This is a genomic window from Rhodococcus sp. Leaf225 (assembly GCF_001426145.1).
Classification (GTDB): domain Bacteria; phylum Actinomycetota; class Actinomycetes; order Mycobacteriales; family Mycobacteriaceae; genus Rhodococcoides.
The window spans coordinates 54,598-79,872 of the sequence record NZ_LMRN01000008.1; the positions used below are offsets into that span (position 1 = coordinate 54,598).

The following is a 25,275-nucleotide window of genomic DNA, read 5'->3' on the forward strand; positions in this document are numbered from 1 at the left end:
GGCACTCTGCCCCGCCGTCGACACCGTGTCCCTCACCGACGCCGATCTGGAAGCGACACTTGCCGTCAACGTCCGGGCACCGCATGTTCTCACCGCAGCCCTGGCGCCGGCAATGGCCGAACGAGGCACCGGCGCGATCGTGGTCATCGGGTCGTGGATGGCCACGGTGGGCCATGCATTCGTCGGCCTGTATTCCGCCACGAAAGCGGCCGAAGCGCAGCTCGCTCGAAGCTGGGCCGCCGAGTTCGGACCGCAAGGGGTGCGAGTGAACACTGTTGCGCCGGGCGCCACGCGCACTCCGATCAACGACTCGAGTAGCGACGTCATCAGTCAGATGACGGCCGGCATTCCGGCCCAACGTCCAGGTAGGCCGGAAGAGATCGCGTCGGCCATCGCGTGGGTGGTCTCGGATGAGGCGGCTTACCTGCACGGGGCGACGATTCCGGTGGACGGTGGCATCACCGCAACCCGTTAGGCGGCGGTGGCTGAGGTTCTCGTGGAGTGCACCTTTGCAGTTCGCCGAGTGACCCGCCGCGCACGGCTACTGTCGGACCGGTGACCTCGACGTGGACGACCGCAGACATCCCGGATCAGACGGGGCGGCGTTTCGTCGTGACCGGCGCCAACAGTGGCTTGGGTGCGGCCACGGCCCGAGCCCTGGGTGCTCGTGGGGCGGAGGTGGTACTCGCGTGTCGCAATACCGACAGGGGAGAGGATGTCGCCCGCGAGATCGGGCCGACTGCGACCGTTCGCGAGCTCGATCTCGCCGATCTGGCCTCCGTGAGACGCTTCGCCGACGCAACCGAGCCCTTCGACGTCCTGGTCAACAACGCCGGTGTGATGGCGCTGCCGCAGAAGAAGACGGCCGACGGTTTCGAGATGCAGTTCGGGACCAATCACCTCGGCCATTTCGCGTTGACCGGACTGCTCGTCGACCGCATCTCCGACCGGATCGTCACGCTCTCCAGTCTCGCGCACACGAGCGGACACATCTCGATCGACGACCCCAACTTCGAGCACCGCCGCTACAGTCGCTGGGCTGCCTACGGCCAGTCCAAGTTGGCGAATCTGTTGTTCGCGTACAAGCTTCAGCGGCGCCTGTCGGAAGCGCGCTCCTCGGTCGTCTCCGTCGCGGCGCATCCCGGTATCTCGTCCACGAACCTGGCGTCCCATACCGAATCTGCCCTCGACAAGATTTTCTCGTTGGGAGCGGGCGTCATCGGTCAGAGCTCGAACATGGGAGCATTGCCGCAGCTTCATGCGGCGACGGTCGCCGGCGTCGCGGGAGGCTCGTACATCGGACCCGACGGGTTCCGGGAGATGCGCGGCCATCCGACAGTCGTCTCGTCCAGTAAGCGTTCGCGCGACTTGAAGCTCGCGACCGCTCTGTGGAATCTGTCCGAGCAGCTGACCGGGGTGAGCTACACGAGCCTGCGCCGGGACCCGCCGATTGCCTGAGGGCTCCACTGCCCGGGGGAGCACGCTGCCGAGATGCTGTTCACAGGCAGTCGCGTCACAGCGGAGACCAGCTTCCCATCGGACTCGCGAACCGGGTGATTCCGGCGGACCAGCCAGCACATCGGTGCAGGCTCAGATGGACCTCCGCGCGTGCGGATACCCCTCACAAGGTCGCATTCGGTGAACCATCATCCAAGCCTCTGTCCGCGCCCGGTTCTCGGGCAGATCCACCGCGAAACCGAGGTGCCGTGACAACGTGGTCAGGCGGTGAGCCACACTGCTGTGGTGCAGGTTCACTAGCCCTGCTGCGCTCCGGAGCGTTCCGGAGTCGCGGTAGACCTCCAGCGTCGACACGAGTTCGGCTCCGTTGTACATGTCGTCCAACGTTCGGATACGCACGAGGTCGGCGATGTAGTCGTGGTCGGGTGGGTGTTCGTCCGCGAGGAGGTCGCCGAGCACCGAGGTCGGTCGCATCGACGACCGGACGGGTAGTCGTGGTCTGGTGGTAGGAGAACTTGCTGTGCCGACGAGGCGGTGAGCCGTCGCTGCTGGCGCCGGAAGCGAAATACCCATTGCCACGGTTAGAGTCGTCGTGCCGGCAGGCAGATGTTCCGCGTCGGCGAGTGCCCTCCGCGGCTGCACGATAGAAGCCGCGGTCGGAGCCATTCGATCGACGAGCATGTCATCGAGTGAAAATGGCGTGCCGATCCGCTCGATCCTGACGGTTCCGACGACGATGTCGTCGATAACGACGACTCTCGTGGACGACGTCGAATGGCGTGATGTCAGCAGATCTATGTCGACGTCGGAGGCGTGGAGCGTGCTGACTGCCGCCCCGCACAGTGCACCGCACGCTTCGAGAATCCCGCCTGTTCACTCTTCCTGCGTGTTGTCGTGTCGCTGGCGCTGTCTGGTTCCGTAGGCGGCTTCCTTGACTGCGTCGTCGTCTTCGAGGCCGGATCCGAGGGCGCCGCCGATGGTGGCGATGGAGGCGAGGAGCCAGCTGAGCTCGAGGTAGTCGGCGGTGGTCGCGTCGTGACCGAGGGTCGAGGACAGGACGTGCGCTCGGAGGGAGAGTAAGGCGGTGAAGAGCAGCAGACCGAACAGGGCGATGTGGAGGACGACGACACCGATGGTCAGGGTGATGACGGTCGCGGTGTTGTACAGCCTGGAGCGTTCGCGTTCCTCGTCGGATTCGGGCCGTTCCCACAGTTCGTGATCGATGACGAGCCAGAGGATGAGCGCCACCGTCGACAGGATCGTCGCCGCACACAGGCGCCATCCGCCCATGGTGTCGGCGAACCACCAAATGGTGCTGGTGGACAATGCGAATGCGCCGGTGGCGAAGGCGCCGACGAGCACTTTGGACAGGCCGGTGACCAGCCGCCAAGGCCGGTTGGCTCGCACCATTCCGGAGACCAGTCGGAGCGTGCGCAGTCCCTTCGGTGCGAGGTACCGGGTGCCGGTTTCGTGCTGTTCGGCGGGGAATCGTCTCGCGGCGCTCGTCGGTGCGAGTTCGGGTTCGCCGAGGATGCGTGCAAGGGCGAGTTCGACGACGGTGGTGACGCGTCGAGTGAGGTCGATGCCGCCGACGGCGGCGATGGAGATCAGTGCGAACTTGTGATCGGCGCTGACCTCGCCGATGACGGGGACGGTGTTGTCGCGGCGGGGGAGGTCGGTGAGGTAGACGACGATGTCCTCGTGGTTGGAGTCGATGTCGACGGTGTCGATCACGTCGTCGAGTGAGGCGTGTTCGTCGGAGACGAGGGGTTGTCGGCGCACGGTGGTGGTCCATCGGCGGGGCGGTGATCCTCGTTCGGTGAGGCGTCGGGGTAGGTGGTCCGAGAGGTGCTCGGCGAGGTCTGCGGGTTTGCCGGGGTCGGCGATGAGCAGTACCGAGACACCGTCTCCCGCTGGGCGGGTGGGTCCTTTTCGGTGTGGGTCGTGGTCGGTCATCGCCCGGTGCTACCCGGTCGAGACAAGTCGAAACGTCCGAAAGACGAGCAGACTGTCAGCTGTCCGACCTCCGCCAGGGAGCTGACCGACGACGTGTGCGATCACCCGCGGGCGACCCGACTGCAGTGACGCCGATCGTCAGCTGACCCCAGGGTCGCAGAGGCTTCGGTGCGGCGAGAATGTTCACTACAGGGGGGGGTTCCGTGAGCGGCGGGGGCGGGACGCCCGAGGTGATACCCCTGCAGGAGATGGGCGCCGAGACGGCGGACGGTGCGCAGTTCGGCATCGGACTCGACGCCCTCGAACACCACGGTCATGCCGAATTGCTCGGCAAGGGTCACGGTGCCGGCAGCGATGGCTGCACGCAAAGGATCGGTGTCGATGTCGTGGGTGACGAACGCGTCGATCTTGATCATCTCGGGTCGGACGGTGATCACCTGCCGGAGCCCGGACTGACCGGCGCCGACGTCGTCGAGGGCGATGACCACACCGGCGCCGCGTAGGTCGTTGACCCGTGTGAGGACGGTGTCGATCTCGTGGATGTGGGTGCGTTCGGAGACCTCGAGGATGATGCGGCGATGTCGGGCGGCGTGGCGCAGCGGCTCGGCGAGCAGAGGGTCGTCGGTGAGCGCGGCGGGGGAGAGGTTCACCGCGAGGAACATTCCCGGCGGGAACGATGCCGCTTCGTTCAGAGCGGAGAGCAGCGCGGCGCCTTCGAGTGCCCCGGACAGTCCGCTCTGCGCTGCGCTGTCGAACCACTCCGCGGGGCACGCGGTTGCGGTGGGGAACCGCGAGAGCGCTTCGTAGCCGACGACGTTCAGGTCTGCGGCGTCGACGATGGGTTGGAACACCATGGTGGGTCCGCCGCGACGTACAAGGTCGCAGATGTCATCAGCGGTGACCGGCCGCTGCTGGGCGCGGCCGGAGCGGCTTCCGTCCCCGTCGAAATCAGTCACCGGGAACGCTTGCTCGCACACGACGCCGCACCGGCGGGCGGAACGAGCACACGTGGACTGCAGCCGGCGGCGCATCGTGTCGGGTCTGAGAGATGAGGACGTGGTACCCCCCATTCGCAGAACGGATGCACCACCCCTGAAAGGGTGACAAGCACAAATTCTGCTGGCCATGCTCGCCGTAGGCATGACGTCCCGTCACGCCGGAAGCGGCACGACGGAACCGGCTACGCACTGGGACGGTGGGGACACGCGTGGTGATTGCCGAGGGCGGCTCGGGAACCGACACCCTCCGAGTAGCACCGACGATGCGGCCCTGCTCACGATGCCCATTCCCGGGCAGCGTCGCGGCGACCTCGCCGCCGAGGACCGGGGCGACATATTCGGCCGGCCCCGACTCGTTCAGCATGTCAGCAGTAAGCAGGCACCCGCGCCAGGCAATGCGCCGGGTCACGACCACTCCTGAGCCTCATGCCCGATTGCACGAAGATCGTCGACTCGCTCAGTTCGGGGGAATGCCGGAGGCGTGCTCGTGTGCCACCTGTGAAGTCACCGGACGAGAGGAATGGCGGCCCTCCGGCCCTGCCCGCACGCCGCCTCCGATCTGATGTGCGGGCCCGTACGGATCCCCCGGTGGGACGCGCCGCGACCCTCCCGCGACACCGGGACAGTCGTCACCACGCAGCGAGTTCGCCGGGGGCCGGTCGAGGTCGCCGGCGAATGGTGACCCGCGATCGACATGCACTGGTCGGACCTTTGAGAATCATCCTCCCTCGGTGCGGTCGAGAATCAATCGAGTGGCTTCTCGAGGTGCGTCCCACTGCGGAAAGTGACCGCACCGCTCGAACCAGTGCAGAACGGCATCGGGGAACAGTTCCGATGCGCGTGTGGCTTGCCTCGGCACTGTCACCAGATCTCGTCGTCCCCAACCGATCGTGACCCGCCCGGGCACTGTGCCGGACGGTGCGCCTTCCTGCTTCGGCCCGTGGATGAGGGCGTTCAGAGCGGCCCCGGTCGACGGGGAGTCGGCGAGCCCGCGCACGTCGGGCAACACGGTGTCGCGCGAGAGTGCCCATGGCCGCGCGGACAATTGAGCGAGCAGCAGGGTCCTTCCCGCAGGGTTGCCGAGAAGTGCAGGTAGGAAACGCCGCAACATGTTGACAAGGGCTATGGACGGCCGGAGTGTGGCGCCGAAGACAGCACGTTCGCGGTCGCTCCAGAAACCGCCCGGGTCGAGTGCCACGGTGTCGCCGCCGACTCCCCGTCGAGCAAGTTCGAGGACGATTCGACCGCCCATGGATTGACCGACGGTGGAAATGCCACTCAGATCGTGTTCGCGAATGAAGTCCGCGACGGAGTCGGCGAGAGCAGCGATCGATACTTCGCCCGTCAACGGCGGCGTGTCGCCGAACCCCGGTAGGTCGACCGCGATGACGTCACGGTGTTCCGCCAGTTCGTCGATGATCGGGGACCAGGATCGCCATCCGACGCCCAAGCCGTGTACCAGCAACAGCGGGCTGCCATGTCCGAATCTGACATAATTTAGCGTCATATACTTGACGGTACGCGAATGCCCGGTCGACGCACGGGTTCCGGAAGACCGATGGCATCCGCTCACCCAGCGTTCGAGTCGGCCACTCTTCGCCGGGTACGACTGTTCGGGACCACGTCCCCGGCGTGGCGATTCGCGTTCGCTGATGATCTCGAGATGCCCCGGAGGCGACAGCGCGTCTTCGCGTTCCGGCTCGTCCCGCGGTGAGAACGCAGGTACCTGTCCGGGTCGTCGAGGCCGCGTGCGCGAGGCAGCCGGTCGGCTTCCGGCGAGGTTCAGACGAGAGTCGTCCGGCCCATCACGTCGACGTCCCCGACCGGCCCCGAAATTCGACCACCGTGGACCCCCACCCCAGGCTTCCGACACGTGCGTCGGCACCGAGGGACTCGGCAATCAGCTCGCGCACTTCGGCTTCGGTGCGTCGCCCGGATCCGTACAGGCACAGTCGGACCAAGTCGTCTTCGGTGTCGTGATCGTCGGTGGTCGCCGGGTCGAGCACGTCGGTGACGAGGACGACCCTGCGCGCGGAGGTCGCCAGCATCGACAGCAGCAGGAGGGCGTCAGCGTCCGGGTGAGCGTCGATCAGGTCGACGGCGATCGCGAGGTCTACGGGGGATCCCGACGGGGTGATATCGGTGGAGTCGATGCAGTGCACCGCACCGCGCCGCTCGTCGGCCACGTCTGCCAGGTTCCGGCGGTTGCGGTCGGGATGTCCGACGAGCGTGATCTCGAGGTCGGGACGTTCCCGTACGAGGGTGTCGGCGTAGACGCCTGCCCCGTCGCCGTGGAGTGCGACCGTCCGGACTCCGTCGAGATCGACCGCGTCGGGCAGTGCGGGAGCGCGGTAGACAGCGGAGAACGCCGCTTCCTCGTGGAACTCGTCCGCGACACCGGGCTCGGCCATCTTGTCGGCGAAACGATGTGTCGCAGCGGGTGTCCCGGTCCGGATCGTCTCGGTGAGTCCGAGGAGCGACAGTTCGAGTCGGGTGTGGATCCTGTCGTCGTGCAGCGACTGGTTGAGAAGCGCGTCCGGGTCGGCGAGCAGGGACCCCATCTCGGTGAGGGCGCAACGCTGACCGTCGGTGGTGAGAAGGTCGAGCAGCACGAGGTGCCGCACCAGCTTCGCCGTGGCGCCGGGGTGAGTGCTGCATGCTGCGGCGATCGCGTCGACGGTGTCGGCGCCGCCGTCGACAGCAGCGAACACCCCGAGCGTCACCGCGGTCCTGATCACCAGCGGGGTCGCCAGGTCCGCCATCTCGTGCAGGCGCGCCGCGGCGTCCCTCGCCTGGCCGCTCTCGGCCGGGGACGCGTCCGTTCGTTCCTCGCGTCTACGCCAGTACCCGGCGATCTCGACGAACTTCTTGTCGATCTGCTTGTCCTGCTTCGCCCATCGACGTAGCGGCGTGATGGTCTGTGCTTCGCCGGCCACCCACAGGTACGGCTGCCCGGGTCGCCACGGCGCCGTTCGGACCGCGTCGACGAGCCGGGAGTCGCCTCCGGCTTCGGACCGGTACAGCCAGGTGATGTCGACGTCGGCAGCCGAGCGCAGCTCCTGCCGGTGCGAGCGCTCGGCCACTTCGACGACCACCGTCGCCGGCAGATCAGCGGGCAGCATCTCGAGGCAGTGCGCGATGGCGGGCAGGGCGGTCTCGTCGCCGGCGACGAGCATCCACTCCACCTCGCGCGGCAGGCTCGCGGAGTGTTTCGGTCCGGCGATCAGCACCGTGTCGCCGGGCTCCACCGTCCGGGACCACGTCGCGGCGAGTCCGCCCTCGTGCGCTGCGAAGTCCAGCACCATCTCTCGCTCGGCCTCGTCGAACCGGCGCACGGTGTACGTCCGTGCGTACGGGAACGATCCAGAGGGCCAGTCGACGGTGCCGTCGTCCTGATTCCTGGGAACCGGGAACGGCAGGATCCCGGTGACCGGGTCGACCGGAAGAATCTTGATGTCGTCGTCGAATCCGGTGGTCCGCACCGGAGGCAGCTCGACACCGTCGCGCACGTGCCGGTCCATCGACGGCCCACCCACCACGACCCGTCGCATCCCGGGGGTCACGTCCTCCACCCGCAGGACATCGAGTTCTCGCATGCAGATCGGAAAGACCTGAACGTCGCGCACTGTGCCCGCCATAGGAATCCCTACCTCCTGATCCGTTCTCACCGAGTGGCACTGCTACGCGGCGAACGTCTGCTGGATCTGGTCCAGCGTGGCCATGACCGCGTCGTAGTCGGGTCGGTAGCTCGTCGCCGGGAGCTCGTGGACAGTGCTCGCGGCGAAGGCCGGCAACACCGCGTAGGCCGGATCCTGCTTGAGCTGCTCGAGGGTGCGCCCGGCAACCGGGACGACGAACATCACCGGGGCGGTGGCGACGGAACCGAGCAATTCGGGGCTCACGATGAACGAGTCCCCGGAACCGTACAACTCCGGATTCCCGGCCTTGGTGAGAATGTCGTCGGCTTCGAAACCGACTTCCGACAACAACGTCGGCAATGCCGCGGTCTGTGGAATGAAGGAGGGTTCATTGGTGCTCAGCGACAGGAAATAGGCGACGGGAGACCCGGGAACGGTGATGGAATCCCTGACATCGGCGACCTTGTCCTCGTATGCCTGCAGGAGAGAGTCGACCTTGTCGCTCTCCCCGGCGGCGTCGGCGACTGCCGCGAGTTCGCCTTGCCAGGTGGTGACCGTGGACGGGATCAGCACGGTGGGTGCGATCGCGGCGAGCTGATCGTAGGCATCATTGGCCAGGATGGCGGAGTAGCCCTGCCCGCCACCGATGATGAGATCAGGTTCGGCCTGCGCAATGGCTTCGATGTTCAGCGATTCCCCCGCCGGCAGTTCCACTGTGCCCCGGGCCTCAGCCTTGTCGGCCCACTGTGGAGGGAAGCCGCCGTCGAGGTTGGTCACACCGAGCAGTCGGGTGTCGGTGATGGCGACGGGCGCGTCGAGTGTGTAGAGGTATCCGGCGAATCCGGCGGAGAGGACCGCGATGCGCCGGGGGTCGGCGGGCACGGTCACCTCTCCTTTGTCGGTGGCGATCACGCGGGTCTCGCTCGGTGTCGGCTCGACAGTTGCAGCGGTGTCGTCGGCGGTCGAACTGCACGCGGACGCGCCGAGGACGACGAGCGCCATCGACGCAGCGGCGACGAGGCGGACGCCTCGCCGGCGAAGGGGGGAGTGCACCATGGCGAATCCTTTCGAGAGCACTGTCGTGCGTGTCATGGTTGTGTCGAGGCCGCGATACGCACCTCGTTCCGAGGGCGGGCGTACACGGCGGTCCGCGCGCCGTCGATGTCGTGGACGCGCACCCGGGTATCGAACACGTCGCTCAGGATGTCGTCGTGCATGATCGCGCCGGCGGGCCCGCTGACGACTATCCGGCCGTCCCGCATCGCGACGATGTCGTCCGACCAGGCCGCCGCGAAGTTGATGTCGTGCACCACGAGCACGATCGTGCGCCCCAACTCGTCGGCCGCGCGTCGGAGATGGCCCATCATCGCCACCGAGTGCTTCATGTCCAGATTGTTCAGCGGCTCGTCGAGCAGGACGTACGGAGTGTCCTGCGCGAGAACCATGGCGACGAACGCCCGCTGGCGTTGACCACCCGACACCTGGTCGAGGTGGCGCCCAGCGAGGGTGTCGAGGTGCAGGAAGTCGAGCGCACGGTCGACGTGTTCGTGGTCGTGTGCGCGGAGTCGGCCGCCGCAGTGCGGGAACCGGCCGAACGAAACGAGCTCGCGGATGGTGAGCCGCGCGGTCAGGTGGTTGTCCTGGCGCAGCACCGAGACGATGCGGGCCAAGTCTCTCGTGGCCGTGTGCTGCACCACGGCGTCTCCGATGGTCACGGTTCCGGTGGTCGGCTCGAGCAGTCTGCCCATGATCGAGAGCAGGGTCGACTTGCCCGCTCCGTTGGGCCCGACGACCGAGGTGATGCCACCCTCTGCGATGGTGCCGCTGACCGGTCCGAGCACCGTCTCGCTCTGGTATGTCTTGGAGACGTCCGAGAACGTGATCACAGTCTGCCTTTCCGGAGGACGACGACGAGGAAGAGCAGTCCACCCGCGAATTCGATGACGACCGTGAGGAAACCGGCCGCGTAGAACACGTGCTGCATGACGAACTGTCCGACGACGAGCGTGAGCATGCCGAGCAGGAATGCCATCGGCAGCACGTACTGGTGTTTGTAGCTGCCGGTCACCTGATAGGCCATCGTCGCGACGATGAAGCCGAAGAAGGTCATCGGCCCTGCCAGCGCGGTGGAGAACGACACCAGCAGCGCCACCAGAACGAGCACGAGCGTCAGTTCACGCTTGTGGTCGACGCCGATGGTCGTCGCGGAGTCACGGCCGAGCAACAGCGCATCGAGCCGGAAGCGTCTGCGCCACAACACTACTCCCACCGCGACGCACACCGTGAACGCGAGGGGAAGCATGCCCGGATCCACCCCGCTGAGGCGACCGAACAGGCGAACGGACAGGAGGTCGTACTCGGTGGGGGAGAGCAGACGCTGCAGGAACGTCGAGAGGCTGTCGAAGGCCAGCCCCAGGACGACGCCGACGAGCAGCATCGTGAAGAGACTGCCGAGGCGACCGGAGAAGAGCCAGCGATAGAGGATCGTGGCGAACAGGACCATGGTGAGGGTCTGTGCGATCACTTTCGGGGTGCCGTCGGTCCGCGCGATGACGGAGCCGCCGAAGACGAACACCATGACGGTCTGCATCAGCACGTACAGCGAGTCGAAACCGACGATGGACGGAGTGAGCAATCGGTTGTCGGTGACGGTGTGGAAGACGACGGTGCCGAGCCCGTGGGCGAAGGCCGCGACGGCCATGGCGCCCAGCATCGTGGCGCGGCGTTCCACCGCGAACTCGAAGGAACCCCGGACGAACAGGAGAAGGAAGCAGGCGATCGCCCCCGCCAGCACCGCGGAGGCCACGAGAAGTCGTCGGCGCGGACGTGGTCCCGAGTCGGTGCGTACCAGCGTCGACATCGAGGGTGATTCACGCAAGAACATGACGTCGCTGCCTCACCGCGAGAAGGACGAAGACCGCGGCGCCGAGCGCGCCGAGAATCACCGAGGCCGGAATCTCCATGGGCGCGACCACCGTGCGCCCGATCAGGTCGCACGCCAGCAGCAGTCCGACGCCCAGCACCGACACCCACGGGAGGTTCCTCCGTACGTCGTCTCCCAGGACCATGGACACGATGTTCGGCACGATGAGGCCCAGGAACGGGATGAAGCCGACCACCACGCTGGTGACACCGGTGCACACCGCCACCATCGCGACGCCGAGCACGACGGTCGCGTCGTAGTTCAGTCCGACCGTGGTGGCGAGGTCCTTCCCGAGGCCGGCGACGGTGAAGCGGTGCGCGAGCAGGCAGACGAGCACGGCGATGACGACGACGGCCCACAAGGGTTCGTAGAAACCGCGCACGATGCCGCTGAATCCGCCGGACCGCCACGCGGACATGGACTGCAGCAGGTCGAATGTGCCGGCGAGGAAGGTGGTGATCGCGCCGACGACGGCGCCCAGCATGATGCCGACCAGGGGGACCACCAGTTGTTGTTCCAACGAGATTCGACGCAGGACGCCCACGAACAACATGGTGCCGACGAAGGCGAACGCGGTGGCGATCAGCATCTTCGGCATCGGCCCCAGATTCGGCGCCAGCAACAGGGCCGCGAGAATGCCCAGCCCCGCCCACTGGCTCGTGCCGGCGGTGGTGGGCTCGACGAACTTGTTCTGAGTGATCATCTGCATGACCACGCCGGACACCGCCATCGCGACGCCGGCGAAGATCAATGAGAGGGTCCGCGGGACGCGAGAGATGAGGAACATCTCCCGCGCCACCGGGTCGGTGAGCAGTGTGCCGAGCGAGATGTCGAACTCGCCGACGAGCAGCGACGCCGCGACCAGGGCGGCGGTGACGACCGCCGAGCCCAGAAGTGCTGTCCTACGATGCATTCGAGAAGGCGTCCGCGAGCTGCTCGTACGTCTCGGCGTACGCCTGGATGCTCTCGCGCGTGTAGAAGTACGGATCGAGGTAGACGATCTGGTCCTCGGACGCGAACGTCGTGCGGGCGAACGCTTCCTGCGCATCGATCACCGACTTCGCCGGAGCTGCACCGGGTTCGCCGGCCGCGGCGTCGCGGTCCAGCACGATCATCCACTCCGGGTTCGCCGCGGCGACGGCCTCCGGCGCGAGGCCGGAGTCGCCGTGCACGTCGCCGGCCTCACCGGCGAAGACGTCGCGCAGGTTCAGTGGTTCGATGATCCGACCGATCCGTCCGGCACCGTTGTCGATCTTGCCGCCCGAGACGACGGACAGGAACACCGACTGGCCGGTGGTCCGCTCCGCCGCGTTGTCTTCGGCGGCGTCGAGAGCCGCAATGATCTCGGCCGCCTGCTCCTCGCGGTCGAAAACGACGCCGAGAGAGGCGGTCTGGCGCTTCAGTGACTCGACGTAACCACCCTCGGCATCGTCGGACGGCGCGATGTCCAGCGTCGGGGCGATACGACCGAGTTCGTCGGTGTACTCCGAGAAGCGGTAACCGCCGATGATGAGATCGGGTTCCGCCTCGTTCACGATCTCCAGATTCGGCTCCCTGTGCGTCCCCACGTCGAGGATGGCGTCGTCATCGATCCAGTCCTCGAACCCTTCGTACGGCATGATCGGCTTGGGCAGCGCCACCGGTTCGACGCCGAACGCGCGCAGGGTCTCCAGCGACGTGTTGTCGAGGGCGACGACACGCTGCGGGTTCTGGGGGACCTCGACAGGTCCGGTGGCGGTGTCGATCGAGACGGTGGTGGCGGAGTCCGCGGACGTGGTGTCGTCGGTGCTGCAACTCGCGAGCGCGCTCACCGTGATCACGGTGGCGAGGAGGGCGAGGATCGGGGTTTTCGGGGTCTTCACGAGGCTCCAGAGGGTGTGATGTCTTGACCGAACCTTTACTCGCTGGAGCGTAGCGACTTAGGTAAGGCTACGCAAACCAGTCCCGCGTGGTTGTGACGGTCTCATGGTCCGCGCGTGAATCGGCGTCCTGTCTGAACCACCGACATGTCACCCCGTACGACGCTCCGAGCCGCACGGCGGTCACCGTCAGCATGCTGCTGAGGCTGTTGCTGCCGGAGAACATCGTGACGGCGATAGCGACGATCAGCACGGCATAGTTGATGGCCACGAACATCATTCGGTATCTGGACCGGCCAACTGCGGCGCGGCGGTCGGCGAGGGAGGCGCTGAGAACGGAGCTGCTCATGACAATGGCATACTTTTCCGTCCGAACCGGGGAGCGTTCGACGCGCTCGCAAGGGGGCGCACCACGCTCAGTTCAGATCAAAGGGTCCGCCAACCCGGTGCTGTGATGTACGCCTTCGCACCACACCGAGCGGTCTGATGTGTATGTCCGGTGTCGATCGGTGCGGGGTGGTACCCCGACCCTGCAGGCGAAGCGCAGCACCGGTGGTGGGACGGTACGCAGTGGACTTCCGACACTCGGAGCCCAGACGATCGGCCGCCATCCCTTCGAGGCGGGAGGGTGCTTGGGGGCACACCGGCCCGTCGCGTCGCGTCGCGCGGACATTCACAAGTGTCGACCGGCACCGGGAGGCCGAAGCGCGCTGCTGTGGCGTAAGGGATGCCGCGGGCGTGGAGGAGGCCTCCGGATTCGACTGATGTGAGCAAGCCACTCGATGTGTCGACGGTTCTCATTCACCAGCCGATCCGGATCGCCACGATCCGTCCAGGACCGGTCCGATATCGATCACTCGACCTCGCGCGCGTCCAAGACTGCTGCCTTGGTGAGCATTTCGTCGTACTCCAGGTCGGCTCGGGAGTCCCACGTGATCCCACCGCCTACACCGTAGGTAGCGACACCGGTGACACGGTCTGCCACGACCGTACGAATCGCTACCGAGAATCTCATCCGCACCTCCGAACCCGGCGGCGCCAGCACACCGACGGCGCCGCAGTAGACGCCGCGCGGTGACGGCTCCAGTTCTTCGATCAGTGCCATCGTCGATCGCTTCGGCGCGCCGGTGATCGACCCGCACGGGAACAGTGCGCGAAAGATATCCGTCAGCCCGACCGCCGGGTCGAGCTGCGCCTCGATGTCCGAAGTCAACTGATGCACAGTTTCGTACATCTCGCATCGAAGCAGATGCGGAACTCGCACAGATCCGATTCGTGCGATGCGCGCGACGTCGTTGCGCACGAGGTCGACGATCATGATGTTCTCAGCACGTTCCTTCTCGCTCCCGAGCAGTCGACGAATTGCAGCCTCGTCCTGCATCGAGGTGCGTCCTCGCGGAGCGGTTCCCTTCATGGGCCGCATCAGGATCCGATCCCCGCGTACCTCGAAGAACAACTCCGGACTGGCGCTGGCCACGACGAATCTTCCAAGGTCGAGGTAGGCGTTGTACTTCCCGCCCTGGGCATTGACCAGAGCGCGATACAGCTCGAAGGGATGACCGGTGAAGGGCGATGTCATCGCGGTGGTCAGGTTGCACTGGTAGCTGTCACCCGCGGCGATGGCGCTACGAACTCTGTCGAACGCTGTCGCATAGCGAGTCCTGTCCCACTCTGCTCTCCACGGTCCCCACCCTCGACTGTCGAGCGGTGGCTCGACGACCGGCTCGACGACAGGTGCGCCGGTGATCGCGAACCACACCAGCGGGAGGCCCTTCACTGTCGGGCCACTTGCCAACGTGTCGTCCAGCCCAGCGGCCGCCTCGTACGCGATGAATCCGTGAGCCCAACGCCCCCGGGCGACCGCTGCCTCGACTCGATCGAGGGCTCTTGTCACATCCTGGCGACGATGGGTGGCGACGATTTCCTCGGCTGTGCCGAAGACCTGTGCAGAACCGGCCACCGCATCGTCGAAGCGCGCGCGACCGGTCACCACGTCACCGTGGGACTCGACCACGGCCACCGACTTCGGTCTCGACGCCGTGCCGCAGGTGTGACAGCACTGCGATCGCGTCGACCGATGCGCTCGCCTGGTGCACCCGGACACCCCACACGCCGGCAAGCGCCGCTGCGATGGTGACCGCCACCGTCGCGTCGTCACGATCTGTCGCCGCTCTGTGCTCGCCGCCCCGAATTGCCGCGGCCAGGAACCGTTTTCGGGATGCACCGACCAGAACAGGAAGTCCCAGATCGACGAGGACGTCCAGGTGCGCAAGGAGGTCCCAGTTCTGTCGACCGTACTTCGCGAATCCGAGACCGGGATCGAGTATCAGTGAGGACTGCGGCACACCCGAATTCACAGCGTCCTCCACCCTCATCACTAACTCGTCCCGAACCTCCGACACCACGTCGGTATAGACTGCAGAGGCGTACATGTCCCGCGACGTCCCCCGCGAATGGTTCAGGACCCACACAGCGCCGGAATCAGCGACCACGTCGGCCATAGCCGGATCCGCCAGGCCCCCGCTGACGTCGTTCACCACTGTCGCACCCGCGTCGACACAGCGACGAGCCACCGAGGCGCGCGTGGTGTCCACACTCACCACGACGCCTGCAGACGAGAGTTCGGTTACCACGTCGAGGACACGCAGGAGTTCGACCTCTGCGCTGACTCGCCCAGCCCCCGGGCGAGTCGATTCACCCCCGACGTCGACAACCGCCGCGCCTTGCTCCCACAACAATGCCCCACGCTTCACCGCTGCGTCGATCGACTCGAAACGCCCGCCGTCGGAGAACGAGTCGGGGGTAACATTGACGATGCCCATCACCACGGGCAGGCCACCGGGGGTCGGTGCAACCACGTCGTCGACCGATGTCATCACCAGTGGTTCGCGTAGCCGGGGCGGCCGAATGCGAGCTCGATGGACGCCATCGACCGCTACCGCTCAGGCCGCGGTACGAACACGGGCGAGCCTGCAATACTGCCACCCGAACGAGTGATGGCCGGATCGAACTCGAACACCTCGAGTTGGAAACCGACCGGTCGAGCGGTACACAGGTCGGTCAGAGCGGTGGACAGAGACGCATAGAGCTCGTCGACGATGCGGCGGGTGGTCTCCTCGTCGCGCCCGCCGGCGATCTTCACTCTCACGTGGACGTATCCATTGGCCCCTCCGACGGCGTCGTCGGCGATACGAAACATGTCGACGGTAGATGCGAATGTCCTGATGCCCCAGTGCGGAAACACTTCTGATCGCTGCGCCGTCGAGTGCAGTGCGTCGACAAGCGTTGGAACGTCCAGACTGTCGACCAGGTTTGCCGTGTACTCGATCGCGATGTGCGGCATCGAAGCGATCCTCTCTCGACCAGGGCAGCGTCGTTCACCCGACGCGGGTCAGTGGCAATTCCGGTCCCTCGTCTGCGACACGACCGGTCCGTTGTCGGCCCTGCGATTACCTTGTCTTTCTCCTCGACGTTCTACAACACCGCAACGTTGTCCGTCACCATGCGTAGGACGCATGATCTGTTCTCAGCCGTGTGACCGGAGTCGGTCGCCGAAGGAACCACAAAGTTCCTGATTGTCAGGCTCATTGTGACGCACGTAACGTGACCCGGAACACCCCCTTGATGGTCGAAAGGCATTCACATGCAACCGGATACGTTATTGGCCGACTCGAATTCGCCGGCGGTGGACACTCTGTTCTCGCCCATGATGCTCAACAAGACCACGGTTCGGAACAGGTTCTTCCTGCCGGCGATGCAGCGAGGTTCGCGCGGCTACAAGCCGACAGTCGGGATGGCGAAGACCCTGCGTACGACGGCCGAACAGGGCCCGGGCATCATCATCACCGAGGGCGCGGCACCGGAACATCCCGCCGCGTACTGGCAGCCTGCGTTCAGCATTCTGGGGCGCGAGACCACCGACGAATGGGGCCACGTGGTCCGAAAGGTCCTCGACACCGGAGACGTCGTCGTCCTGATGCAGTTGTGGCATCCAGGTGCGTTGCGTCTCGTCGTCGATGGCATCGAGAATCCGTATCCGGATCACCCCGCCTGGAGCCCGTCGGGTCTCATCCAGTCCGGGCGGCCCAATGGTGTGGCCATGACCACGCGGGATTTGGAGGACACCAAGAAGGCGTACGTGGACAGCGCCGTCATCGCGCACTCGCTCGGCGCGCACGGGATCGAGTTGCACTGCGCGCACGGTTACCTCCTCGATCTGTTCCTGTGGCACGAGACGAACATCCGTAGTGACGAGTACGGTGGCGGCACTCTGACCGAGCGCGCGTCGTACCCAGCCGAGATCATCGCGGCGATTCGTGCGGCAACGGGGCCCGACTTCGTCATCTCGGTGCGGTTCTCACAGTGGAAGGAAGTGGATTACGGTGCTCGGATCGCGCAGCATCCGGACGATCTCGGTCCGTTCCTCGAGCGGTTGGAACTGGCCGGCGCGAACGCTTTCCACATCTCGGCGCGGCGGTTCGATGCGCCGGGTTGGCCCGAGCTCGACCCGAGGCGCAGTGTGGCGTCCTTCGTCAAGACCATGACGAACGTGCCGGTCATGACCATCGGTAGCGTCGGTCTGTCCACAGATCTGGCGAGCGACGTCTTCGACAACAAGGATCCGATGCTCCAGGTCGAGGACGACATCATCCGGGTGCGCGCGGGATTGGACGCCGGCGACTTCGATTTGATCGGTGTCGGCCGTGCACAGATCTCGAACCCCGATTTCGTCGACCGTGTGAGGCGAGGCGACTACGCCGACCTGCGGGAGTTCAGAAAGTACCGAGATCTCGCAGAGGCATACGAAAGTTACTCCCACGAAGGCCAACTGGTGGATCAGTCTCGTAAAGGCGACTGATCGACCGGCCTCGAGCATGCCGTGGATGGAGATGGCCGCTGATGGGGCAGAACGCGAGGTCGATACGTCGAAGCGCACCCATCGCGCCGCTGCAGCTCTAAGGTGAGGGACCCAACACCTTCGCGCCACCCCGACGGGTCGAGGAGTAGAAGTCTCGTGGACTCTCACGGCACCGCCGCCGGCTCGTCGCCGGTGGACCTCGTGATGAACGACATCGAACTCATCCTTCGGGGGGTACCGGCGCCGTCGGACGGGCGAGAAGAACTCTTCCGAAATCTTGCCTCTCTCCTCACCGAGTTCGACCGAGACAGGGGAGCTCCGGTCGTCGGGGTCGTGGGGCACGTCGGAAATTACTGGCGAAACTGGCTGCTCGTCATATCCCGCGCCGGCCCGCTACGCCCTTCGGCCATGCGCCGCCTGCTCGAAACCCTGGACCCCACGCATCCGTTGTCGCAGAAAATGCTGACTCAGAATCTGCGAATTCTGGAGCGTGACGGCATGTTCACGCGGACGGTCATCGCCGACGTTCGACGGCACGTCGACTACAGCCTCACACCGCTGGGTCGCGAACTGTCGGATCTCATCATGAATCTCATCGACTGGGGTTTCCGGCATTCGGGCGAGATCGATCAAGCCCGTCGGGCATTCGACGAACGGCTTCCGCGCGTCACCTGAGGTCGCGCAGGGCCCGTACGGCCTGACGTCATCACGTCCGTGATCCAGCCGCGGGCGGGATCATGCGTGAGAGACATGGTGCCGTCGACAGGGTCGGCATTGTGCTGTGGGCCCGTCGAGCCGCACTCTGTGATCCAAGCAACTTTTTCAACATTCGTTCGCATCGCTGGCTCAACGAGGGCCGAGAATCGAGGAAACACAGTGAGTCGAATAGTCATCAGTGGCGCGTCGGGCGATCTCGGCCGGCGCGTCACGCTCGACCTCCTGCACCGGGACCCTCATCGCGATCTGACACTGGTGACGCGAGACCCGGCGAAACTGACCACCGAGGGCGCCGGAGTGTCGGTCCGACCGGGCGACTATCAAGATCGTTCGTCACTGGACGAGGCGTATCGGGGCGGTGACATCTTGTTTCTCATCAGCGGCCTCAATCTGGGAAGGCGTGTCGAGGAACACCGGAACGCCATCGCTGCCGCCTCTGCAGCGGGGATCCGCCACATCGTCTACACCTCGGTGGGCGGCGTACAACCGGGCAATCCGGCGCTCTCGGCGATCGATCACCTACAGACGGAGTCCGACCTGCGCGACAGTGGGATCACCTACACGATCCTGCGGAATCAGTTGTACGCAGAAATAGTCGCGTCCATCTGGCTTGCGCCCGCCGCCGAGCAGGGCGTGCTGGAGATGGCCACCGGGCACGGCTCTCTGGCGCCGGTGTCCAAGATGGACATAGCCCGGGTGGTGGCTGCCGTGCTCGCCGATCCCACGCGCCATGCAAACGCGGTGTACGAGATCACCGGTCCGGACTTGTTGTCCATGGACCAGATCGTGGAGCTCGGCCGCGCGGTGTGGAACAAGGACATCGAGTACCGGCCGGTGTCGGAGAACGCGCGGCTCGCCTTCTTCGACTCGGTAGGCCTCCCACGCACGTACGACCCCGCGATGCCGCCCAGCGCAGACGGTCACCTCTGGGCCAGTGACGAATTGGTGTCCGCGGATCTGGCGGTGGCCCGGGGTTACCAAGCAGTCCTGTCCGGTCACGTCGAACAGATCACCGGCCAGGCGCCCGTCGCGCTGCGCTCGATACTCGAGCACTTGCAGGGCGTCCGGTACGACGAGATCGCCCTCTCCCGCTGACCACCCCACCGATCAACAGATAAGCGAGTGTGTTTCCACCATGTCCGTACAAGATGAAACTGTCTCGATGCCACTGACCGCATCGCTGTCCGATGTGCCCGCGTATCCCGACGTGCCCACCTATCTGAACATCCTGGGGAGCCTCCACGTGTGGGAGGGCGACGGATGGAAGAAGGAGTCCATGTCGTGGAAGGAAGGGGCATATATCGGGTCGAACCTCAGCGGAATACCCGAGATGACGTTTCGAGGACCGGATGCGCAGGAGTTCCTGTCCCGGCTCAGCATCAACAACGTCCACACATGGCCACTCGGGAAGTCCAAGCATCTGGTCATGCTCGACGACGACGGTTACATCGCCAATCATGGTCTGGCAGTCAGGGATGGCGAGGAGTCGTTCCGACTGTTCGCGTCCATGCCGTGGCCGCTCTACAAGTTGCCGACGATGGGCCTGAACGTCGACGTCGCGCTGCGCGACATCTTCATATTCCAAGTGGCCGGTCCGCAGTCGTTGGCTGTCCTCGAGGAACTGACGGGGACCCCGCTGCGATCGTTGGCGTTCCTGGGCATTCAGACGATCGAGGTGCCGGGAACCGACGCATCGGTCGAAATCGAGCTTTCGCGAATCGGGATGTCCGGCACATTGGCCTACGAGGTGCGCGGACCGCTCGAGTACGGGCCTGCGGTGTTCGACGCTGTGTACAAGGCAGGTCGTGCATTCGACATCACGCGTCTGGGTTGGCGCACCTACGTGGTGAATCACACCGAGGGTGGGTTCCCGCAGCAAGGTTGCACCTTCCTTCCTGCCGCGTTCAAGGATCCCGGTTTCGTGTCCCACCCGATGTTCGGGGCCACGCTTCCGCCGCATCAGGTCAACGGACAGTTGAGTGGAAGTGCGGAGTCGGCGGACATCACGAAACGGCTCCGCACACCCTTCGAGGTCAACTGGGGGTGGATGGCGAAGTTCGACCACGACTTCATCGGTCGCGCAGCTCTCGAGGCCGAGGCGGCGTCGCCTCGTCGTAAGACCGTCGTCCTCAAATGGAACAAGGATGACGTTCTCGACGTGTTCGCTTCCCAGTTCGAGCCGGGCGAGGAGTACCGGAACTTCGAGTTTCCGACGACTCCGCAGTCGCCCGCGGGAGACCACGCTGACATCGTGACGAAAGACGGTGTTGAAGTAGGGATTTCATCTCTCGCCGTATATTCGTACTATTACCGTGAGATGTTGTCGCATTCGACGATGGACGTCGGTCTGGCAGAGATCGGCACCGAGGTGGTTCTCCACTGGGGCCATCACGGCGAGCGGGTCAAGCAGATCCGGGCCACGGTCGAGCGGTTCCCGTACCTCGATCTTCCTGCCAACAAGGACATCGACCTGGTCTCTGCGGGAACGACTGTCGTCGGTTCGTCCATCAGCGCGGAGGCATGAACCGGCGATGACACAGGAGAGCTTGAATTCTGCCGACCTGGGCACTCTGGTCATTCAGGGTGCCGATCGTGAGGGGATCGTCGCGTCGGTGTCGTCCCTGTTGACGAAGTACGGTGCGAACATCGTGTCGCTGGACCAGCATTCCACGGATCCCGAAGGGGGTCGCTTCTTCCAACGCACGAGATTTCACCTCGACGATCTCCCGGTTCGACTGCCGGCGCTGAGGGAAGACCTCGATCAAGTTCTGGGGCAGTTGGAGCAGACTTACAAATTGACCGAGGTACGGACACCGAAGCGAGTCGCGATCATGGCGTCCAAGACGGATCATTGCCTTCTGGACCTGCTCTGGCGCCGACGTCGTGGAGATATACACATGAACGTGGCAATGGTGATCTCCAATCATCCAGACCTGGGTGATGACGTCCGCGGGTTCGGAATCCCTTTCTTTCATGTGCCGGTGGACAAGTCGTCCCGCGAGTCGGCGGAGGCCCAGCACCTGAAACTGCTCCGAGGCAATGTGGATCTGGTCGTGCTGGCCAGATACATGCAGATTCTCACCGGCGACTTCCTGGACGAGGTCGGCGTTCCCGTCATCAACATCCACCACTCGTTCCTCCCCGCCTTCATCGGTGCCGGCCCGTATCAGAAGGCCAAGGATCGTGGAGTCAAGTTGATCGGTGCGACCGCCCACTACGTGACTCAGGATCTCGACGAGGGTCCGATCATCGAACAGGACGTCGTGCGGGTTTCGCATGTCCAATCCGTGTCCGAGCTGCAGAGGCGGGGGGCCGACGTGGAGCGCCAGGTGCTCTCCCGTGCGGTTCAGTGGCACTGCGACGATCGCGTCATCCTGGACGGAAACCAGACCGTTGTCTTCTGACTCGAACGGCGCAGTTCTGCTCGACGGGCGAGCCGTGTCGTCGTCGATCCGGGAATCCTTACAGGTCGAGGTAGCGGAGATGGTGAGCCGGACCGGACGGCGCCCCGTGCTGGCAACTGTGCTCGTGGGTGACGATCCTGCGTCGCACACCTATGTCCGCATGAAGGTCGCTGCCTGCGCGAAGGTGGGTCTGGAGTCCCGCCGTGTCGATCTGCCCTCATCGTCGACGACCGAGCAGGTGGTATCCGTCGTCGAGTCGTTGTCGACGGATCCGAGCGTGGACGGAATCCTGGTTCAGCACCCCATGCCGGTCCGAGTCGACGAGCGGGCGGTCTTCGAGGCGATCGATCCGACCAAGGACGTGGACGGCGTGACGATGACGTCGTTCGCCGCCATGGGGTTGGGCGTGGCCGGTTACCGGTCCGCCACACCAGGGGGAATCATGCGGCTCCTGGATGCGTACGACATCCCGATCGCGGGGCGCCGTGCAGTGGTCATCGGTCGTAGTGCGATCCTCGGCAAGCCCATGGGCCTGTTGCTGCTCGCCCGCGACGCGACAGTGACCTGGTGTCATTCTCGGACGGAGAATCTTCGAGCCCACGTCGAGAATGCCGAGATCGTCGTGGCGGCGGTGGGATCCGCCGGACTCGTTCGAGGGAACTGGGTCAGCCAGGGGGCGGTGGTCATCGATGCGGGATACGCAGACAATCGCGGCGACGTCGACTTCGACGGCGCGTCGCGACGGGCTTCCCATATCACTCCGGTGCCCGGTGGAGTCGGTCCGATGACCATCACCACGTTGCTGGAGCAGACGGTCCGCTCCGCGCGAGAGCGGGAACGATCTACATGGATCGCATGAGCTGACGAGAGAACCCGATGTCGCCCGTAGGCGGCATCGGGTTCTTTCCGTAGGAAGTCAGTGTTCGTAGGTGTCGAGGTTCCTGTCCTTGCTCTCCTGTGCAAGCGCGATGAACACCGCACTGACGATCGTGAGTCCGATCATGTACAGGCCGACGAGAGTCGTGGACCCATCGGCCGCAGCTTGCAGAGACACGAGAATCACAGGAGTGAAGCCGGCGCCGAGCAGTGTCGCGGCCTGATATCCCAGGGAAGCGCCTGTGTAACGCGCGGACGTTCCGAACTGCTCCGCGATGTACGCCGCCATGGGACCGAACGTAGCGGACTGCACCACACTGAAACCGAGAACGAACGCGACTGTCACCAGGAGTGCGTTACCGGACGACAGCAGCGCGAGCACGGGGAACACGAGAACCGCGAAGGTACCGAGGCCCGCAAGCATGACGGGACGGCGGCCGACACGGTCGGACAGTCGCGCGAATCCGAGCAGTGCGAAGATAGCCACCAACTGGCAGACGGCGAATCCGAGCAGGACATCGGACCGGGCGGCGCCGGACTTCGTCGCATGGCCGATGGCGAAGGTTGCGAACATGATCTGGATGGCGACGGCGGCCATGCACCCGCCGGCCACGAGAATCAGATTTTTCGGGCGGCGCAGAATGCTCATGACGGGGGCGGCCTGGCGAGCGGTCGAAGCCTCAGCCGCGCTGCGCGCGAGCGCTTCTCGGAACACGGGGCTCTCCGAGACGCGGCTTCGGACGAACAAGCCGACGACGAGCAGGCCGGCCGAGAGCAGGAACGGGATACGCCATCCCCAGGAAAGGAAGTCGTCCTCCGGGAGCAGTGCCACCACTGCAAGGGCGAGGGTACCGATCAGTGATCCGGTCGGGGCACCGGCATTCGTGAAGGCGGCAGCGAAGCCACGACCTCGTCCGCCCACGTGTTCCAGCGACATGAGGGTGGCGCCGCCCCATTCGCCGCCGATGGCGATGCCCTGCAGTACGCGCAGCGCGACGAGGATGATGGCCGCCCACGAGCCGATTGCCGAGGCCGGCGGCACGAGCCCGATGAGAAGCGAGGCTGCGCCCATGACAGTCATGGAGACCATCAACATCGACTTTCGCCCGTGTCGGTCACCGAAGTGTCCGAAGATCAGTCCGCCCAGGGGCCGTGCCAGATAGCCGGCTGCGAAGGTCCCCAACGAGGCGATGGTCCCCGCGACGGGCGAGAGGTCGGAGAAGAAGACCGGAGCGAACACGATGGCCGCCGAAGTCGCGTACAGCAAGAAATCGTAGTACTCGATCGTGCTGCCCAGATAGCTGGACAGCACGACACGTCTGATCTCACGCCGCCTGGCGTCACTCGGTGATGGGGTCGTCGCGAGGGGTCGAAGTGGTGGTGTCGGATCCACGTGTGAGCTCATGTGCAATGCAGGCTTTCGTCGTTCGAGGAATCGGGTGGGGGATGAGGTCACGCCACGGGGGCGTCGATCTGGTCGTACCGAACTGCGCGGACCCGCTCCATCACGGCCGCCAGCGGCTCCGGCTCACGACCGGTTATCTGCTCGACGTGACGGCTCTGCAATGCCTGGTATCCCTGCGCAACTGCCACTTCGGCGGAGACGAGCTCGTCACTCGCCCACAGGTGGCCGTCGGGACTGGGGGGCATGTTCGGGTCGTAGGTTCGCGGGATCCCGATGACGTCGAAGAAGTCGAGACGCGCGTCCTCGGTGACCGGTCGGTACTCGAGTGGGGACGAGTGCACATGCGCGGCCAGGGCGGCTATGTCGTGGAAGTTGAACAGCTCGGGTCCGGTGATCTCGTAGATCCGCCCGACGTGCGCAGTCGGGTTCGTCAGGCAGGCCGCAGCGCAGCGCGCAACGTCCTCCTTCGCGACGGGAGCGAGGTAGCCGTCTCCGGTCGCCTGGGACAGAACCCCTGACGGGACCACGGGTGCGACGAGGACGTTGCTGACGATCTCCGCGTACAGATGGTTCCGCAGGAAGGTGTACGCAATTCCCGAAGCGCGCAGATCGGCTTCTGTCTGCAGATGGTCCATCGCAGAGAGTGCCGGGTTGCCCGGCTGTACGCCCCCCACCGAGGTGTAGACGATGTGCTCGACCCCCGCGTGTCGTGCCGCGGCGATCGCTCCGCGGTGCTCCGACACTCGCCGCCCGAGGTTGAGGCCGCTGATGAGGAACAGAACATCGCCGCCCTCGTACGCGTCTCGAACGCTTTCCGGATGCCGGTAGTCGCTGTATCGGATCCGCACCGTGTCCGAAGCCAGGTCCGCGAGCTTCTCCGGTGTGCGGGTGGTGAGAATCAAGTTCCGTCGAGGGTTCTCCTCGAGAAGAAGGCGCGTCACTCTGCGCCCCAGATCGCCCGACGCTCCGCTGACGATGGTCCTACTCATGCGTGCTCCTTCGTGTCGTCCTTGTGACGTGCGCTACATCGGACCACCGCTTCCGCTGTACGTACACAGGCGCATTCGTGGGCTCAGGCATACGTAAGCAGCATTGTGTGCTGATGTGCTCGGCGTATGGAAGCCGTCAACATTTCGGCGTTGTGGGAGCGGCCGAACGAATCCATGCTGAAGACGCCGGACGT

The 25,275-nt window shown here is 65.2% G+C and carries 24 protein-coding genes; 9 read left to right on the forward strand and 15 right to left on the reverse strand.

The features are described 5' to 3' along the window. The first annotated feature begins 25 nt into the window (after positions 1–25). Positions 26–475: an SDR family NAD(P)-dependent oxidoreductase gene (locus ASG69_RS03695; RefSeq protein WP_235578841.1), complete on the forward strand. Its 450-nt coding sequence runs from the start codon at positions 26–28 to the stop codon at positions 473–475. 80 nt (positions 476–555) lie between these two features. Then, complete coding sequence (locus ASG69_RS03700; RefSeq protein WP_056449107.1) at positions 556–1,458, forward strand: oxidoreductase; 903 nt, start codon at positions 556–558, stop codon at positions 1,456–1,458. Positions 1,459–2,331: 873 nt separating this feature from the next. Here ASG69_RS03700 and ASG69_RS03710 read toward each other — a convergent pair. The 10 genes from ASG69_RS03710 to ASG69_RS03755 all read right to left on the reverse strand — a co-directional run bounded on the left by ASG69_RS03710 (position 2,332) and on the right by ASG69_RS03755 (position 13,181). Beyond that, positions 2,332–3,414: a hypothetical protein gene (locus ASG69_RS03710; protein ID WP_056449112.1), complete on the reverse strand. Its 1,083-nt coding sequence runs from the start codon at positions 3,412–3,414 to the stop codon at positions 2,332–2,334. A gap of 101 nt (positions 3,415–3,515) precedes the next feature. Continuing rightward, on the reverse strand, positions 3,516–4,370 hold the full coding sequence (locus ASG69_RS03715; protein WP_162246795.1) for an EAL domain-containing protein: 855 nt from the start codon (positions 4,368–4,370) through the stop codon (positions 3,516–3,518). Between the two features lie 760 nt (positions 4,371–5,130). Beyond that, positions 5,131–5,919: an alpha/beta fold hydrolase gene (locus ASG69_RS03720; RefSeq protein WP_056449119.1), complete on the reverse strand. Its 789-nt coding sequence runs from the start codon at positions 5,917–5,919 to the stop codon at positions 5,131–5,133. A gap of 298 nt (positions 5,920–6,217) precedes the next feature. Beyond that, positions 6,218–8,050, reverse strand: a complete 1,833-nt coding sequence (locus ASG69_RS03725) for a siderophore-interacting protein (protein ID WP_056449122.1) — start codon at positions 8,048–8,050, stop codon at positions 6,218–6,220. 42 nt (positions 8,051–8,092) lie between these two features. After that, entirely contained in the window at positions 8,093–9,106 is a 1,014-nt protein-coding gene (locus ASG69_RS03730; protein ID WP_056449475.1) for an ABC transporter substrate-binding protein, read from the reverse strand. A 32-nt stretch (positions 9,107–9,138) separates the two neighbouring features. Beyond that, positions 9,139–9,936 carry an iron ABC transporter ATP-binding protein gene (locus ASG69_RS03735; protein ID WP_056449125.1) on the reverse strand — a complete coding sequence of 266 codons (798 nt, stop codon included), beginning with the start codon at positions 9,934–9,936 and terminating at the stop codon, positions 9,139–9,141. Next, on the reverse strand, positions 9,933–10,910 hold the full coding sequence (locus tag ASG69_RS03740; RefSeq protein ID WP_056449128.1) for an iron chelate uptake ABC transporter family permease subunit: 978 nt from the start codon (positions 10,908–10,910) through the stop codon (positions 9,933–9,935). The genes ASG69_RS03735 and ASG69_RS03740 overlap by 4 nt, the downstream gene beginning before the upstream one ends. A 10-nt stretch (positions 10,911–10,920) precedes the next feature. Next, the gene (locus ASG69_RS03745) at positions 10,921–11,886 is read right to left on the reverse strand and encodes an ABC transporter permease (RefSeq protein WP_056449130.1); all 966 of its coding nucleotides are present in this window, start codon (positions 11,884–11,886) and stop codon (positions 10,921–10,923) included. Then, positions 11,876–12,835 carry a siderophore ABC transporter substrate-binding protein gene (locus tag ASG69_RS03750; protein ID WP_056449133.1) on the reverse strand — a complete coding sequence of 320 codons (960 nt, stop codon included), beginning with the start codon at positions 12,833–12,835 and terminating at the stop codon, positions 11,876–11,878. Before ASG69_RS03750 ends, ASG69_RS03745 begins: the two co-directional genes overlap by 11 nt. A 67-nt stretch (positions 12,836–12,902) precedes the next feature. Next, positions 12,903–13,181: a hypothetical protein gene (locus tag ASG69_RS03755; RefSeq protein WP_156380426.1), complete on the reverse strand. Its 279-nt coding sequence runs from the start codon at positions 13,179–13,181 to the stop codon at positions 12,903–12,905. 150 nt (positions 13,182–13,331) lie between these two features. Here ASG69_RS03755 and ASG69_RS22035 point away from each other — a divergent pair, with 150 nt between their 5' ends. Next, positions 13,332–13,556, forward strand: a complete 225-nt coding sequence (locus tag ASG69_RS22035) for a DUF2510 domain-containing protein (RefSeq protein WP_082544716.1) — start codon at positions 13,332–13,334, stop codon at positions 13,554–13,556. A 129-nt stretch (positions 13,557–13,685) separates the two neighbouring features. On the opposite strand, the gene pabB is transcribed toward ASG69_RS22035, so the two are convergent. From pabB to ASG69_RS03770, 3 genes are read right to left on the reverse strand one after another with little or no spacing between them, the layout of a single operon-like run. Further along, the gene (gene pabB / locus ASG69_RS03760; RefSeq protein WP_200933757.1) at positions 13,686–14,846 is read right to left on the reverse strand and encodes an aminodeoxychorismate synthase component I; all 1,161 of its coding nucleotides are present in this window, start codon (positions 14,844–14,846) and stop codon (positions 13,686–13,688) included. Further along, complete coding sequence (gene folP / locus ASG69_RS03765; protein ID WP_200933759.1) at positions 14,827–15,708, reverse strand: dihydropteroate synthase; 882 nt, start codon at positions 15,706–15,708, stop codon at positions 14,827–14,829. The genes pabB and folP overlap by 20 nt, the downstream gene beginning before the upstream one ends. Positions 15,709–15,767: 59 nt before the next feature. Continuing rightward, positions 15,768–16,175 carry a 5-carboxymethyl-2-hydroxymuconate Delta-isomerase gene (locus ASG69_RS03770; RefSeq protein WP_056449139.1) on the reverse strand — a complete coding sequence of 136 codons (408 nt, stop codon included), beginning with the start codon at positions 16,173–16,175 and terminating at the stop codon, positions 15,768–15,770. A 342-nt stretch (positions 16,176–16,517) separates the two neighbouring features. Here ASG69_RS03770 and ASG69_RS03775 point away from each other — a divergent pair, with 342 nt between their 5' ends. The 6 genes from ASG69_RS03775 (at position 16,518) to ASG69_RS03800 (ending at position 22,670) form a co-directional block, all read left to right on the forward strand. Further along, positions 16,518–17,690 carry an oxidoreductase gene (locus ASG69_RS03775; protein ID WP_056449142.1) on the forward strand — a complete coding sequence of 391 codons (1,173 nt, stop codon included), beginning with the start codon at positions 16,518–16,520 and terminating at the stop codon, positions 17,688–17,690. 156 nt (positions 17,691–17,846) lie between these two features. Next, a complete protein-coding gene (locus tag ASG69_RS22040; RefSeq protein WP_235578842.1) occupies positions 17,847–18,365 on the forward strand; it encodes a winged helix-turn-helix transcriptional regulator in 519 nt (172 codons plus the stop codon). 201 nt (positions 18,366–18,566) lie between these two features. Beyond that, the gene (locus ASG69_RS03785; RefSeq protein ID WP_056449145.1) at positions 18,567–19,502 is read left to right on the forward strand and encodes an NAD(P)H-binding protein; all 936 of its coding nucleotides are present in this window, start codon (positions 18,567–18,569) and stop codon (positions 19,500–19,502) included. 67 nt (positions 19,503–19,569) lie between these two features. Continuing rightward, entirely contained in the window at positions 19,570–20,931 is a 1,362-nt protein-coding gene (locus ASG69_RS03790; protein ID WP_056449148.1) for an aminomethyltransferase family protein, read from the forward strand. A gap of 7 nt (positions 20,932–20,938) precedes the next feature. Then, positions 20,939–21,811 carry a formyltetrahydrofolate deformylase gene (gene purU / locus ASG69_RS03795; RefSeq protein WP_056449151.1) on the forward strand — a complete coding sequence of 291 codons (873 nt, stop codon included), beginning with the start codon at positions 20,939–20,941 and terminating at the stop codon, positions 21,809–21,811. Beyond that, positions 21,801–22,670: a bifunctional 5,10-methylenetetrahydrofolate dehydrogenase/5,10-methenyltetrahydrofolate cyclohydrolase gene (locus ASG69_RS03800; protein ID WP_056449154.1), complete on the forward strand. Its 870-nt coding sequence runs from the start codon at positions 21,801–21,803 to the stop codon at positions 22,668–22,670. The genes purU and ASG69_RS03800 overlap by 11 nt, the downstream gene beginning before the upstream one ends. 57 nt (positions 22,671–22,727) lie before the next feature. On the opposite strand, the gene ASG69_RS03805 is transcribed toward ASG69_RS03800, so the two are convergent. Further along, positions 22,728–24,092, reverse strand: a complete 1,365-nt coding sequence (locus ASG69_RS03805; protein WP_056449157.1) for an MFS transporter — start codon at positions 24,090–24,092, stop codon at positions 22,728–22,730. 47 nt (positions 24,093–24,139) lie between these two features. Beyond that, positions 24,140–25,081 (reverse strand): NAD(P)H-binding protein, encoded by a 942-nt coding sequence (locus ASG69_RS03810; RefSeq protein ID WP_056449160.1) that lies wholly within the window; start codon positions 25,079–25,081, stop codon positions 24,140–24,142. Between the last annotated feature and the right edge of the window lie 194 nt (positions 25,082–25,275).

Coding starts and splice junctions, on each gene's coding strand:
- ASG69_RS03725 (WP_056449122.1), bottom strand. CDS start 8,050: ATGGCGGGCACAGTGCGCGACGTTCAGGTCTTTCCGATCTGCATGCGA.
- ASG69_RS03810 (WP_056449160.1), bottom strand. CDS start 25,081: ATGAGTAGGACCATCGTCAGCGGAGCGTCGGGCGATCTGGGGCGCAGA.
- purU (WP_056449151.1), top strand. CDS start 20,939: ATGACACAGGAGAGCTTGAATTCTGCCGACCTGGGCACTCTGGTCATT.
- ASG69_RS03790 (WP_056449148.1), top strand. CDS start 19,570: ATGCCACTGACCGCATCGCTGTCCGATGTGCCCGCGTATCCCGACGTG.
- ASG69_RS03770 (WP_056449139.1), bottom strand. CDS start 16,175: ATGCCGCACATCGCGATCGAGTACACGGCAAACCTGGTCGACAGTCTG.
- ASG69_RS03710 (WP_056449112.1), bottom strand. CDS start 3,414: ATGACCGACCACGACCCACACCGAAAAGGACCCACCCGCCCAGCGGGA.
- ASG69_RS03805 (WP_056449157.1), bottom strand. CDS start 24,092: ATGAGCTCACACGTGGATCCGACACCACCACTTCGACCCCTCGCGACG.
- folP (WP_200933759.1), bottom strand. CDS start 15,708: ATGACATCGGTCGACGACGTGGTTGCACCGACCCCCGGTGGCCTGCCC.
- ASG69_RS03720 (WP_056449119.1), bottom strand. CDS start 5,919: ATGACGCTAAATTATGTCAGATTCGGACATGGCAGCCCGCTGTTGCTG.
- ASG69_RS03755 (WP_156380426.1), bottom strand. CDS start 13,181: ATGAGCAGCTCCGTTCTCAGCGCCTCCCTCGCCGACCGCCGCGCCGCA.
- ASG69_RS03730 (WP_056449475.1), bottom strand. CDS start 9,106: ATGGTGCACTCCCCCCTTCGCCGGCGAGGCGTCCGCCTCGTCGCCGCT.
- ASG69_RS03740 (WP_056449128.1), bottom strand. CDS start 10,910: ATGTCGACGCTGGTACGCACCGACTCGGGACCACGTCCGCGCCGACGA.
- ASG69_RS03745 (WP_056449130.1), bottom strand. CDS start 11,886: ATGCATCGTAGGACAGCACTTCTGGGCTCGGCGGTCGTCACCGCCGCC.